Consider the following 13,369-nt stretch of genomic DNA (forward strand, 5'->3'; position numbering starts at 1 on the left):
TTAAAGCGTTGAAGCACGCAGAGCCTGGAAGTATTCGCCCACCATCGGAATGAACGCCTTGATATGGACAACGGCCTTGTCCAGATCCTTTTCATCCTTGATGACCGAAGCCAGCATGTTGTTCATCATGCCGCTGTGGTCTTCCGCTTCATCGAAAGCGACGTGGGAAGCTGCGCCACTCACCGCCGGCTGGCCCATGTTGGCGCTGGCTTTCTGGGTGATGAACGAGCTGTATTTGTCGCCGTAGTATTCCAGGAACCAGTCCCAGGTGATCGCTGGCAGCGGGCCGAACTTGCTGACGCACAGATTCAGGTAGCCCATCAGTTTCCAGGTTTCCGGAAAAGCAAATTCAGCCTGGACATCGGATTTGGAATAACCGTAAGTGGTGAGATCCTGACCGAACATTTCATCATGGCCAAACTCATCGTACAGGTAGTAGGAAAGTTGTTTGGCGGCCGAGATATTATCCACGGCAGCGACCTGAACAGCACGTGCGTCCAGTTCGTTGTTCATGTGAATGCGAATCACGCACTCCAGAATGTGGCGTTTGTAGTAATGCTCATTGAACCAGTCACCCTGGTGAAACTCGCCCATGATGTTGTCTTTCTTGAATTCTGCATCCAGGCAGGCATCAACGGTGGACTCGAGCTTTTTCAATATCACATCAGTGGAAATCATCGGTTATACCTCTCCATTATGGTCATCAGAAAACAATGACTATTTTATTTCAGCGAGACGCTGATCCCTATCACATGCTGCTACAGCGGAAGAAATAACCAATATCACAAATGACGGCACAAAGTAGCACATGCCTGATCCGATAAAAGAACAGACAAGAGCGCCATTACAAAGCCATCATTTAATGAAACCCTTCCGGGGGAGCGGCAGTATTAGCGCAGTCGATTTCAAATTCAAGACCTGAACCGAATTAACTTATTATTTCCCGAGACAGACACCTTACATGACGCGCCCAATAAATCGACCAATGGTCACACCGGATATACCCGTTTCTCGGGCAGCAGAAAACATAACGACCTCGCTAAAGCAGAAGTCATATAGATGAACTCATGAATTCAGTGTCCGACACACTGAAACCTGCGGCTTTTTCAGCCCAAAGTTATTACATGGTATCAGTACACAAGAAGCGGACTATTACAGGCACTGTCGCAAAGAGAAAGGTTCGGGTCGGTTTTCTATTTTTTGCGTCCATGCAGCAACATTCCATTGGATCCAATTTTTTCAACATCCTAATGCGCTCGATAAACGCCTGCAAGCAACTTTCCGTTCTATGCAACAAACAAAGGGTTTGGTTCCCGGTCGGCGTATTGTGCAGAAGCGCGGGCGTGAGCGCTTTCCAGAGCCCGCCCGGCAGGCTAGTCTTGCAAGTCAACCAGAGGACTTCAGATGACCGTCGGCTATTCCACCCGCACCCCGCAGCAAGCATTGGCCGCCCTGCTCGACCGCTACGCTCCCGAGCGCCTGCTGCTGGTCGGAGCCCAGGAGTTTCCTGCGCTGCACGCCTTTCGCGAAGCACATCCGCAGACGCAGGTGGCACAAGCGGCTCCCGGCAATCTGCCAGCGGAACTGGCGGCACAACGTTTCGACCTGGCATTGGTGGTCGATTGCCTGGAGCATATTTCCAAGCGCACCGGCCTGGAGTTGCTGGGCGGCATTCGCAACCTCAATGCCAGCCGCATCGCGGTACTGGCCGATCTGCAGGCCTGTGGCTGGCAGGAAACCGACTTCTTCGCACTGGCCCTGCAATCGAGCGAACGTTTCGTGCGCGACGAGCAGGTCCTGACCCTGTTCACCTATGACTTGCGCGAATACAAGCAGGTCCCCGACTGGCTGAACTCGAAGTTCTGGGCCAACCCGGAAAATTTCGGCAAATACTGGTGGTGATTCATGATTAGCGCTATTTGTCCCTGCGGCAGCGGGGATCTGTTGCTGGCCTGCTGCGGTCATTTCCATGCGGGACAGCCTGCACCTTGCGCCGAGAAGCTGATGCGCTCGCGCTACAGCGCTTATGTGCTGGGGCTGATCGATTATCTGGTCGACACCACGCTCCCGGTACAGAGAAACGGGCTGGATCGCAATGCCATCGCCCAATGGAGTGCGCAAAGCACATGGCTGGGCCTTGAAGTGGAAAGCTCGGAAGTCTTTGGCGGCAAGCCCGAGCACGCCTTTGTCACCTTCACGGCTCGCTGGCATGACGGCACGGGCGAGCACAGTCACCGGGAGCGCTCTTCATTCGTGCAGAGTCAGGGTCGCTGGTATTTCATCGACCCCACTGCCCCGCTCAAGGCCGGCCGCAACGATGCCTGCCCTTGCGGGAGCGAACAGAAATTCAAGAAATGCTGTGCGAGTTACGTGGGGTAAACCACCGTATCCCGTGAAAGTTGCTTCAACTCCTTCGCGAAGCTCACTTTCAGGGCACAAGCTTCAGATGTGAAATATCGGGGTCTAGCGCTTTCACGGCAGGTTTTGCCTGCCCCATATCGCTGCCGGCCGGGGCCAGACTGAAGGCGGAAAGGTCCAGCGTCGGCACCGGTTGTTCGGGCCTGGGGTCCTGCATGTCGCTTCCGACCTCAGCCACCGGAAAATCCGGGGCATCGACATCCACGAAAGCTGCCATGTACGGATCCCGAGGCTTGATCTGCAAACGGCCCCTTCCCGACTCGGTCGGCGGTGATGCCAGCTCTACCTCTTCGACCGGCAGGTTCATGTCCAGCACTTCAACCACAGCACCGGCACGCTCCAGAGTCGAACGGTATTTCTCGGCGGCTTCGGCATCGAGGTTGCTCTTGAGTACCAGTCGACGTCCGGAAAATAAAAGCGCCAGACGCTGCTCATCGGCCTGAAAGAGTTTGCCCAGATTAGCCTGTACCCTTTCAGGCTGGGCACCGGGAACCAACTGGCCGCAAAAGACGATTTCATAAAGATTCATAGGCTGGCACTCATACTGCTTGTAGCAGGAGTATGGCGCAGCCTCGGCAGCACCAACAAGCCAGCCAGTTGCTAGACTCAGTGCATACACGGAGCATGACCATGTTCATTCGGGCACCCATTACAAGAACGATAAGCCTTGCGTTGATACTCCTGGGGCTGAGCGGTTGCTCGACATGGAGCCGCTTCACATCCTTTCAGGACCCCGACGTCCATCTGCTCAGAGTCCAGGTCGTCAAGGCCAGGCTGACACAGCAGGATTTCAATCTGCACTTTGTCATCGACAACCCCAACGACTCACGCATCCTGGTTCGCGGCTTTCGCTACAAGGTCATGCTCAACGATGTACTGCTGGCAGACGAAAGGTCCAATGACTGGTTTTTCGTCGCGGCCAACAGCCAGAAGACATTTGTGGTGCCGGTCAGGACCAATCTCTGGCGACATGTGAAGTACATTGCCGAACTGATGAAAGACCCCGACGAAGAGGTTCGCTACCGGCTGGAGGGCAGGCTCAAGACAGGAATCGTCTTGCGCCACAGCACCACTATCGAGCGCAGCGAGACGGTCAAGCCGCGGGAATTGCTGCTCAAGAATCGCTAGGCTTTGTACGAAATGTATCTGCGCTCAGAGCCTAGAGGTATTGCTGCACGCGCATTTGCGAGATAATGCGCGCCGATTCGATTACGGAGTACCCCCGATGAACCAGCACGCCCATGTCCATGGTCCCGATTGCAACCATGATCATGACCATCACGATCACCAGCATGGCCATGTCCACGGCCCGAACTGCGGCCACGCTCACCAGGAGCCGGTGCGCAATGCCCTGAAGGACGTTGGTCGCAACGATCCTTGCCCATGCGGCAGCGACAAGAAATTCAAGAAATGCCACGGCGCGTGAAGCACTGAGCATTTGCCAACGGCCTGCCTTGCAGGCCGTTTTCATTTGTGTGACGACTTGAAGGGAGAGTAAAACAGTCGGTCTTGATCAATCACATGGAGCCTTCAATGATCGACCTTCATTACTGGACCACTCCCAATGGTCACAAGATCACCCTGTTTCTTGAGGAAACGGGTCTGCCTTACAAGATCTTCCCGGTCAACATTGGCAAGGACGAGCAATTCCAGCCCGATTTTCTGAAAATCGCTCCCAACAATCGTATTCCGGCCATCGTCGATCACCAGCCTGCCGATGGCGGCGAACCCCTGAGCCTGTTCGAGTCCGGCGCGATCCTGCTGTATCTGGCGGACAAGACCGGCCAGTTCATCCCCCAGGACTTCCGTGGCCGTCAGGAAACGCTGCAATGGCTGTTCTGGCAGATGGGCGGCCTGGGACCGATGGCAGGCCAGAATCATCACTTCAACCGCTTCGCCAAGGAAAAGATTCCCTACGCGATCAAACGCTATGTGGACGAAACTGCCCGCCTGTACGGTGTGCTGAACAAGCGTCTGGCCGACCGCTCTTTTGTGGCGGGCAACCAGTACAGCATTGCGGACATGGCGATCTATCCATGGATCGTGCCGCACACTTTTCAACAACAGAACCTGGACGACTTCCCGAACCTTGCGCGCTGGTTCAAGAGCATTGCCGGACGTGAAGCGACCCAGCGGGCTTATGCGCTGGTTGAGCAGATCAATCCGCCGAAGGCTTGATGAGCGTTTCGCGCATGAATTCGCTCTCGGTGTGGGCGGATTCATCCGCGAAACAGGCAACCCCCTCTGTAAAATCCTGAAATAAACTCCCCTTCCCGTCTTGCATGGCGCCTGTCCGCTCTCTAACGTAGCGACCTTTACATACGCCACCCCCGCGGGAGTTTCGCCATGGCCTCGCCAGCCCCTTCATTTTTCCTGAGCCGATTCAGCGCTGCCGCCATTGCGGCAAGTTTCCTGAGCCTTGCGGGCTGCCAGTTGGGCGGTGGTGACAACGAGACATTGCTGCCCGCTTCCGGGGTATTCCCGGTCAAGGGGCTGGCACAGAACGTATCGGTACGCCGCAACACTCTGGGCATGCCACTGATAGAAAGCAGCACGTACCACGACGCACTGTTCACGCTGGGCTATGTGCATGCCGCCGACCGCATCACACAAATGGTCGGCATGCGCCTGCTGGCACAGGGTCGCCTGGCGGAAATGGCCGGGACCGACGCTCTGGAAGTCGACCGCCTGATGCGCTCGGCCAACCTCAAGCAACGCGCCAGCGAGCTTTACAATGCGTCGTCGCCACGCCTCAAACGCTTTTTCGAGGTCTATGCACGGGGCGTCAACGCCTACCTGTTCCGTTATCGCGACAAGTTGCCAGAGGATCTGGCCAGTTCCGGCTATCGCCCTGAATACTGGCAGCCCGAAGATTCGGCGCTGATCTTCAGCCTGTTGAGCTTCAATCTCTCGGTGAACCTGCAGGAAGAACTCTCGGCACTGGTGCTGGCGCAGAAAGTCGGCAGCGACAAGCTGGCCTGGCTGCTGCCGACCTATCCCGACGAAGCCCTGCCCTTCTCCGAAGCCGACAAGCTCAAGGGCGTGAGCCTGAACAATCAGGTGCCTGAGTTGAACGACCTGACCAGGGTCGCACTGCAACTCTCCGATCTGAACATGCTGGGTGCAGCCACCGCCAGCAACTGGGCCATTGCCCCGCAGCGCAGTCGTAATGGCAAAAGCCTGCTGGCCAGTGAGATGCAACTGCCTGCCCCGATCACCTCGGCCTGGAGCTTCGTGCAGTTGCGTGCGCCGAAATATCAGGCGTCGGGCGCATCGATTGCCGGGCTGCCGCTGGTATTGAGCGGCTTCAACGGCAAGCTGGCCTGGAGCCTGAGCAACGTCAAGGGTGACAACCAGGACCTGTTCCTGGAAAAGCTCAAGCGCGAAAACAATCGCCTGTTCTATATGGCTGACGGCAAGTGGCAGCCCGCTATCGCCCACGAAGAAACCTTCCTGGTCAAAGGCAGTCGTCCGGTTCGTGAAACCGTGTATGCCACACGCCACGGTGCACTGCTCAACGCCAGCGCCACCCCGCTGGGCAACGGCCTGGGCCTGGCCCTGCAGACTCCGGACTTCAAGGACGACAAGAGCCTCGACGCCTTTTTCGACCTGTCCCGTGCGCCCAACATAGAGAAAGCCTTCGACACCACGCGCGAGATTCGTGCAGTCACGCTGAACATGGTGTTCGCCGATGCCTCGAATATCGGCTGGCAGGTCACCGGCCGCTACCCGAACCGCCGTGAAGGCCAGGGCCTGCTGCCTTCGCCGGGCTGGGACGGCAAGTTCGACTGGGACGGTTTTGCCGACTCGATGCTGCATCCTTACGATCAGGACCCGCATCAGGGCTGGATAGCAACCGCCAATCAGCGCACCGTGCCCAAAGGCTACGGCATGCAGTTGTCCAATTCCTGGGGTTACCCGGAGCGGGCCGAGCGCATTGCCGAACTGGCCAACAGCGGCAAGCAGGACACCCGCAGCACCATCGCCATGCAGTACGACCAGACCACGACTTTTGCCGCCAAGCTAAAGAACATGTTCGAGGCACCCGGCATGAGCAAACCGCTCAAGCAGGCCATCGACGCACTGCCCGAAGCCGATCGTGCCAAGGCCCGGGAAGCCTACTCCCGCCTGATGGCCTTCGACGGCAAGCTCACACCGGCCTCCGCCGATGCAGCGTTGTATGAGCTGTTTCTGCAGGAAAGCGCCAAGCTGACCTTCCTCGATGAGCTGGGTCCGGAAAGCAGTCTGGCCTGGCAAGCCCTGAGCGCCAACGCCAGCTCGTCATACTCGCCACAGGCCGATCATTTGCTGGGCCGTGAAGACAGCCCTTTCTGGGACGACCTCAAGACCCCGCAAAAAGAAGACAAGCCCGCCATCCTGGCCCGCAGCCTGGCAGCCGCCATCAGCGCAGGCGACAGCCTGCTGGGCACCGATCACAAGGCCTGGCAATGGGGCAAGCTGCATCGCGAGAACTGGACGGCACAAGCCGGCCCTCTGGCCAAGGCCCTGGGCGGCAACCACTTCAATCGCAGCGCAAGCGCGACAGGTGGCGATCACAGCACCATTAACGTTTCAGGGTATGAATGGGGCAAGAACCTGGATGCTCACGCGACGCCTGCCTGGCGCATGATCGTCGACTTCAGTCAGGCCGAGCCCATGATGGGGCTGATCAGCACCGGTCAGTCGGACAATCCGGCCAGCTCGCACTATGCCAACAGCGTCGAGCCGTGGATCAAGGCGCAATACCAGACGATTCCGCTGCAACAGCAGAACTATGAAAAAGGTTATGGCAAACAGCGCCTGACCCTGACACCCGGCAAGTAACAATCACAAGGCCCCAAAATGGAGCATGGCGCTTGCAATGCCCCATTTTGGACAGCCTTGTTGAACAACAATCGCCCGCTTCTTCCAGACAATACACAAGGCTCCCAATCCGGCAGCTTCCGGGCTCGCAAGCAGAAACACCAATGATGGCAAGCTAATGCAGCATTGCGACAACTGCTTACATTTAAAACGCACGTTCGTCTCTTTGGTTCGGAAATTGCTACTTCTTGCCGGTCTGGCATCCGCCGGTAGCAAGCCTGGCGTGTTCTCTACGCTCAATCTGGTTAAGGACTGAATAATGAAAAAAGCATGGCTGACCCTTTCCGCACTGGCTCTGTGCCTGGCCGCTGGTAGCTCCATGGCCAAGGAGTACAAGGAACTGCGTTTTGGCGTCGATCCTTCCTACGCTCCTTTTGAATCGAAAGCCGCAGACGGCAGCCTGCAAGGCTTCGATATCGATCTGGGCAATGCAATCTGTAAAGAACTGAACGTGACCTGCAAATGGGTCGAAAGCGATTTCGACGGCATGATTCCGGGCCTCAAGGCCAAGAAATTCGACGGTGTCATCTCCTCGATGACCGTTACACCGGCCCGCGAGAAAGTCATCGACTTCTCTAACGAGCTGTTCTCCGGCCCGACCTCGCTGGTGTTCAAAAAGGGTGCAGGCTTCACCGCTGACCCGGCCAGCCTGAAAGGCAAAACCGTCGGCTACGAGCAAGGCACCATCCAGGAAGCCTATGCCAAGGCCGTTCTGGACAAGGCAGGCGTCAGCACCAAGGCCTACGCCAACCAGGATCAGGTTTACGCGGACCTGACTTCCGGCCGTCTGGACGCTTCCATCCAGGACATGCTGCAAGCCGAACTGGGCTTCCTGAAATCGCCTGCAGGTGCCGGCTATGAAGTCAGCGAGCCAGTAGACAGCCCTCTGCTGCCTGCCAAGACCGCCATCGGTATCGCAAAAGGTAACAAAGAGCTCAAGGCTCTCCTGGATAAAGGTATCAAAGCGTTACACGATGACGGCACTTACGCCGAAATCCAGAAGAAGCACTTTGGCGATCTGAATCTGTACAGCGGTAAATAAACACCCCCCAGCGCCCATCGATTTCGGCGATGATCCGCCGCCGTCCTCGATGGGCGTTCTGTTTTTTGCCCGCTCAAGGCTTGATCCATGCTCGATGCATTAATGCAAAACCTGGGACTCTCGGCATTCAGCTTGAAAGGCTTCGGCCCGCTGTTGCTTCAGGGTACCTGGATGACCATCAAATTATCGGTACTGTCGCTGCTGCTGAGCATCGTGCTCGGGCTGATCGGCGCCAGCGCCAAACTGTCCAGCTCGGCCCTGCTGCGCGTGCCGGCACAGGTCTACACCACCCTGATCCGCGGCGTGCCGGATCTGGTGCTGATGCTGCTGATTTTCTACAGCCTGCAAACCTGGCTCACCAGCTTCACCGACGCCATGGAGTGGGAGTACATCGAAATCAATCCTTTCGGTGCGGGGGTCATCACCCTTGGCTTCATCTATGGTGCCTATTTCACGGAAACCTTCCGCGGCGCCATTCTGTCGGTGCCTCGCGGTCAGGTCGAAGCCGCCATCGCCTATGGCCTCAAGCGCGGCCAGCGGTTTCGTTATGTCGTGTTTCCGCAGATGATGCGCTACGCGCTGCCGGGTATCGGCAATAACTGGCAGGTGCTGCTCAAGGCCACCGCGCTTGTGTCGATCATTGGTCTGGCCGATCTGGTGAAGGCTTCCCAGGATGCCGGTAAAAGCACCTATCAACTGTTCTACTTCCTGGTGCTGGCAGCCCTGATCTATCTGGTAATCACCAGCGCCTCGAATATTGCCTTGCGCTGGGCCGAACGGCATTACGCCGCTGGCAGCCGGGAGGCCAGACGATGATCGAGTTGCTTCAGGAATACTGGAAAGCCTTCCTTTATACGGACGGCGTCAACATTACCGGTCTGGCTATGACCATGTGGCTGCTCAGCGCCTCCATTGCCATCGGCTTCTGCCTGTCCATTCCGCTGTCCATCGCCCGGGTTTCGGAAAAGCGCTGGGTACGCTGGCCGGTGCAGTTCTACACCTACCTGTTTCGCGGCACGCCTCTCTATATCCAGTTGCTGATCTGCTACACCGGTATCTACAGCATCGCGGCGGTGCGTGAGCAGCCGCTGCTGGATGCGTTCTTTCGCGATGCGATGAACTGCACCATTCTGGCGTTCACCCTCAATACCTGCGCCTACACCACCGAGATTTTCGCCGGTGCCATCCGTAGCATGGCCCATGGTGAAGTCGAAGCGGCCAAGGCCTATGGCCTGACCGGCTGGAAGCTCTATGCCTATGTGATCATGCCCTCGGCCCTGCGACGTTCGCTGCCTTATTACAGCAACGAAGTGATCCTGATGCTGCACTCGACCACCGTCGCCTTCACGGCCACGGTGCCGGACATTCTCAAGGTCGCACGCGATGCCAACTCGGCAACCTTCATGACCTTCCAGTCCTTCGGGATTGCAGCCGTCATGTATCTGACCGTCACCTTCATTCTGGTCGGACTGTTCCGTCTTGCCGAACGCCGCTGGCTGGCCTTCCTCGGCCCGGCTCACTAACCAGACAGGACGACAACTCATGGATCATCGGACCCACGATTTGCTGTCGCCGGTGCCCGGCACTGCGCGGCAAGTCCACAGCTTTCATTACGGGCCGCAGGACGGCACCTGCAGGATTTACATCCAGGCCTCACTGCATGCCGACGAATTGCCGGGCATGCTGGTGGCCTGGTATCTGAAGCATCGCCTCGCAGAGCTGGAAAATGCCGGTCGTCTGCGCGGGGAAATCATTGTCGTCCCGGTTGCCAACCCCATCGGCCTGGAACAGATCCTGATGGACACCCCGCTGGGGCGCTACGAGCTGGAAAGCGGGCAGAACTTCAATCGCTGGTTCACCGACCTTGGTGGACAGATCGGCGATGAAATCGAAAGCCGACTCACTGACGATCCACTGCACAACGTGGCGCTGATCCGCGACAACCTGCGTCTGGCGCTGGAGGCCCAGGTCGCCACGACGCAGTTGCAGTCCCTGCGACTGACCCTGCAGAAGCTGGCCTGCAATGCCGACATGGTGCTGGACCTGCATTGCGACTTCGAGTCGGTGGAGCACCTTTATACGACCCCCGAAGCCTGGCCGAAAGTCGAACCGCTGTCGCGTTATCTGGGCGCGCAGGCCAGTCTGCTGGCCACCGATTCGGGCGGGCAATCGTTCGATGAGTGTTTCACGCTGGTCTGGTGGCAATTGCAGCAACGTTTTGGCGAGCGCTTCCCGATCCCCATGGGCAGTTTCTCGGTGACACTGGAGCTGCGCGGCCAGGGTGACGTCAATCACGCTCTGGGCAGCCGCGACTGTCAGGCGATCATCAATTACCTGATCGACTTCGGAGCCATTGAAGGGCAGGCCCCCGAACAACCGGAACTGCTCTACCCGGCCACGCCACTGGCGGCGGTCGAACCGGTGTTCACCCCGGTCGGCGGTCTTCTGGTGTTCTGCGCCCTGCCCGGCGAATACATCGAAGCCGGGCAACTGATCGCCGAAGTGATCGACCCGATCAGCGATGCCGTCACCCCCATTCACGCACAGAATGCCGGTCTGCTCTATGCCCGCTCATTACGACGCATGGCAACGGCAGGCATGGTCATCGCTCATGTCGCTGGCACTCAGGCCTATCGCAGCGGCTATCTACTTTCTCCTTGAGGACCTGACATGTACAAACTGACCATCGATGGCCTGCATAAAAGCTATGGCGACAACGAGGTACTCAAAGGCGTCTCGCTCAAGGCCCAAAGCGGTGACGTGATCTGCCTGATCGGTGCCAGCGGCTCGGGCAAGAGCACCTTCCTGCGCTGCATCAACTTTCTGGAGCAGCCCAACGACGGCGCCATGAGCCTGGATGGCGAGCAGATTCGCATGGTCAGCGACAAGGACGGCATGCGGGTGGCCGATGCCAATGAACTGCAACGCATCCGCACGCGGCTGGCCATGGTCTTCCAGCACTTCAACCTGTGGGCACACATGACCGTGCTGGAGAACATCACCATGGCTCCGCGCCGGGTGCTGGGCGTGCCCAAGGCCGAAGCGGAACAGCGCGCACGCAAGTATCTGGAAAAGGTCGGCCTTCCCGAACGGGTCGCCGATCAGTACCCGGCCTTCCTGTCGGGCGGGCAGCAGCAGCGCGTGGCGATTGCCCGCGCCCTGGCCATGGAGCCGGACATCATGCTGTTCGACGAACCCACTTCGGCCCTCGACCCGGAACTGGTCGGTGAAGTGCTCAAGGTCATTCAGGGTCTGGCCGAAGAAGGCCGGACCATGATTCTGGTCACCCATGAAATGGGCTTTGCCCGCAAGGTCGCCACGCAAGTGGTATTCCTGCACAAGGGGCAGATCGAAGAATCAGGTCATCCGGACGAAGTCCTCAATAACCCCAAGAGCGAACGGCTGCAGCAGTTCCTGAGCGGGAACCTGAAGTAAGGAGAAAAGCGCCGGAACAGACTGGCGCTTTTCGACCAAAAGATTCAGGCGACAGGAACAGGCGGTGGCTCATCCGGCAATGTCGGCTCGCCTGGCTCGGGCGGCTGAGGAGGAAACGGTGTGTCCGGCCCCGGATCGCCCGGAATACCGCCACCCACCATATTGAATTGCGAATCAGCCATCAATGACCAGGCAAGAAGCCCGATCTCGTTGAGCTGAGGAGGCTTTGCCCGTTCGGAGGGTTTGAAATCTGTCGTCATAGGGAGCTCCCGATCATCTGCCCCCACACACGCTATGTGTGAGGGGGGTCATGTCAGGAAATAGAGTGCATAAACAGGCATAAATTCAATTGCCCGGATACCGCCCCCGAAAAATCAGGTGCGTGGCAGGGTCACGCCACGCTGGCCCTGATACTTGCCGCCGCGATCCTTATAGGAGACTTCACACTCCTCATCGGACTCCAGAAACAGCATCTGCGCCACGCCTTCGTTGGCGTAGATCTTGGCCGGCAGCGTGGTGGTGTTGGAGAACTCCAGGGTCACGTGCCCTTCCCATTCCGGCTCCAGCGGCGTGACATTGACGATGATGCCGCAGCGCGCATAGGTGCTCTTGCCCAGACAGATGGTCAGGACATTGCGTGGAATGCGGAAGTACTCGACGGTACGAGCCAGCGCAAAGGAGTTGGGCGGGATGATGCAGACGTCGCTCTTGATATCGACGAAGCTTTTTTCATCGAAGTTTTTCGGATCGACGGTCGCCGAATTGATATTGGTGAAGACCTTGAATTCATCTGCACAGCGTACGTCGTAACCGTAACTGGAGACTCCGAAGGAAATCAGACGGTCGGGGCCTTCGCCACGCATCTGCCGTTCGACGAAGGGCTCGATCATGCCGTGCTCTTGCGCCATGCGGCGAATCCACTTGTCCGATTTGATGCTCATGGCGATGTCCTGAATAGCGAGGTGAAAAAGATGTCCGCATCTTACCGGGCCGAGGCGTCCTGTTCAAAGCCAACAGATCCAGAGTTTACGGGACCTGTACCCGTACTGATCGTGAATGGAAATAATCCTCATAAGACCATTGGCACGTTCCGTAAAAAGGGTTAAGGTGGCGCCACTGTGTTGCTTGTGTCACTGAGAATCTCTACACGATGTTGAATTTCGATCCAACCATCTCCATGAATTTTCCAGCTCTTTGCACTCAGTCTCGGCCAGGGCTCTTCCTGAGTCGCAGTTAACTTTGTCCAAGGAGATATATTATGTCCAATCGCCAAACTGGTACCGTCAAGTGGTTCAACGATGAAAAAGGCTTCGGCTTCATCACTCCACAATCCGGTGACGACCTGTTCGTACACTTCAAAGCTATCCAATCCGACGGCTTCAAAAGCCTGAAAGAAGGCCAACAGGTTTCTTTCATCGCTACTCGCGGTCAGAAAGGCATGCAAGCTGAAGAAGTTCAAGTTATCTAACTTGTACTGATTCGCTTAAAAACCCCGCCCTCAAAAGCGGGGTTTTTTAATGGCTGAAAAGCCGAAAAGCTACAAGCTACAAGCTACAAGCTACAAGCTACAAGCTACAAGCTACAAGCTACAAGCTACAAGCTACAAGCTAC

At 57.3% G+C, this 13,369-nt stretch carries 16 protein-coding genes; 12 read left to right on the plus strand and 4 right to left on the minus strand.

Going from position 1 to position 13,369, the window contains the following annotated elements; genetic code table 11:
* Positions 1–678: a hypothetical protein gene (locus tag JSY17_RS22875; RefSeq protein WP_117166065.1), complete on the minus strand. Its 678-nt coding sequence runs from the start codon at positions 676–678 to the stop codon at positions 1–3.
* A 726-nt stretch (positions 679–1,404) separates the two neighbouring features.
* Between JSY17_RS22875 and JSY17_RS22880 the strand changes: the two genes are divergently transcribed.
* Positions 1,405–1,902, plus strand: coding sequence for a DUF6231 family protein (locus tag JSY17_RS22880; protein ID WP_117185076.1), 498 nt, complete (start codon positions 1,405–1,407; stop codon positions 1,900–1,902).
* 3 nt (positions 1,903–1,905) lie between these two features.
* The gene (locus tag JSY17_RS22885; RefSeq protein WP_117183412.1) at positions 1,906–2,379 is read left to right on the plus strand and encodes a YchJ family protein; all 474 of its coding nucleotides are present in this window, start codon (positions 1,906–1,908) and stop codon (positions 2,377–2,379) included.
* A 49-nt stretch (positions 2,380–2,428) separates the two neighbouring features.
* Here JSY17_RS22885 and JSY17_RS22890 read toward each other — a convergent pair whose 3' ends face one another.
* Positions 2,429–2,947 carry a hypothetical protein gene (locus JSY17_RS22890; protein WP_206402641.1) on the minus strand — a complete coding sequence of 173 codons (519 nt, stop codon included), beginning with the start codon at positions 2,945–2,947 and terminating at the stop codon, positions 2,429–2,431.
* A 101-nt stretch (positions 2,948–3,048) separates the two neighbouring features.
* Between JSY17_RS22890 and JSY17_RS22895 the strand changes: the two genes are divergently transcribed.
* From JSY17_RS22895 to JSY17_RS22935, 9 genes are all read left to right on the plus strand, one after another.
* On the plus strand, positions 3,049–3,546 hold the full coding sequence (locus JSY17_RS22895; RefSeq protein WP_117185073.1) for an LEA type 2 family protein: 498 nt from the start codon (positions 3,049–3,051) through the stop codon (positions 3,544–3,546).
* Positions 3,547–3,643: 97 nt separating this feature from the next.
* Positions 3,644–3,844 carry an SEC-C metal-binding domain-containing protein gene (locus JSY17_RS22900; RefSeq protein ID WP_117166060.1) on the plus strand — a complete coding sequence of 67 codons (201 nt, stop codon included), beginning with the start codon at positions 3,644–3,646 and terminating at the stop codon, positions 3,842–3,844.
* A gap of 107 nt (positions 3,845–3,951) precedes the next feature.
* Entirely contained in the window at positions 3,952–4,596 is a 645-nt protein-coding gene (locus JSY17_RS22905; RefSeq protein WP_117183409.1) for a glutathione binding-like protein, read from the plus strand.
* Between the two features lie 168 nt (positions 4,597–4,764).
* Entirely contained in the window at positions 4,765–7,242 is a 2,478-nt protein-coding gene (locus JSY17_RS22910; protein WP_206402640.1) for a penicillin acylase family protein, read from the plus strand.
* Between the two features lie 298 nt (positions 7,243–7,540).
* Positions 7,541–8,323 (plus strand): transporter substrate-binding domain-containing protein, encoded by a 783-nt coding sequence (locus tag JSY17_RS22915; protein WP_117166057.1) that lies wholly within the window; start codon positions 7,541–7,543, stop codon positions 8,321–8,323.
* Positions 8,324–8,410: 87 nt separating this feature from the next.
* On the plus strand, positions 8,411–9,139 hold the full coding sequence (locus JSY17_RS22920; protein WP_117166056.1) for an ABC transporter permease: 729 nt from the start codon (positions 8,411–8,413) through the stop codon (positions 9,137–9,139).
* Positions 9,136–9,846, plus strand: coding sequence for an ABC transporter permease (locus JSY17_RS22925; RefSeq protein WP_117183407.1), 711 nt, complete (start codon positions 9,136–9,138; stop codon positions 9,844–9,846). The genes JSY17_RS22920 and JSY17_RS22925 overlap by 4 nt, the downstream gene beginning before the upstream one ends.
* A 19-nt stretch (positions 9,847–9,865) precedes the next feature.
* On the plus strand, positions 9,866–10,984 hold the full coding sequence (locus tag JSY17_RS22930) for a succinylglutamate desuccinylase/aspartoacylase family protein (protein WP_206402639.1): 1,119 nt from the start codon (positions 9,866–9,868) through the stop codon (positions 10,982–10,984).
* 9 nt (positions 10,985–10,993) lie between these two features.
* Entirely contained in the window at positions 10,994–11,758 is a 765-nt protein-coding gene (locus JSY17_RS22935) for an ABC transporter ATP-binding protein (RefSeq protein WP_117183405.1), read from the plus strand.
* Between the two features lie 44 nt (positions 11,759–11,802).
* On the opposite strand, the gene JSY17_RS22940 is transcribed toward JSY17_RS22935, so the two are convergent.
* Together JSY17_RS22940 and dcd are read right to left on the minus strand one after the other, a co-directional pair.
* The gene (locus tag JSY17_RS22940) at positions 11,803–12,018 is read right to left on the minus strand and encodes a hypothetical protein (protein ID WP_117166052.1); all 216 of its coding nucleotides are present in this window, start codon (positions 12,016–12,018) and stop codon (positions 11,803–11,805) included.
* Between the two features lie 114 nt (positions 12,019–12,132).
* Positions 12,133–12,699, minus strand: a complete 567-nt coding sequence (gene dcd, locus JSY17_RS22945) for a dCTP deaminase (RefSeq protein WP_016965530.1) — start codon at positions 12,697–12,699, stop codon at positions 12,133–12,135.
* 317 nt (positions 12,700–13,016) lie between these two features.
* On the opposite strand from dcd, the gene JSY17_RS22950 reads away from it, so the two are divergent.
* The gene (locus tag JSY17_RS22950; RefSeq protein ID WP_002554837.1) at positions 13,017–13,226 is read left to right on the plus strand and encodes a cold-shock protein; all 210 of its coding nucleotides are present in this window, start codon (positions 13,017–13,019) and stop codon (positions 13,224–13,226) included.
* The last annotated feature ends 143 nt before the right edge of the window (positions 13,227–13,369 follow it).

The organism is Pseudomonas capsici (assembly GCF_017165765.1).
GTDB lineage: Bacteria > Pseudomonadota > Gammaproteobacteria > Pseudomonadales > Pseudomonadaceae > Aquipseudomonas > Aquipseudomonas capsici.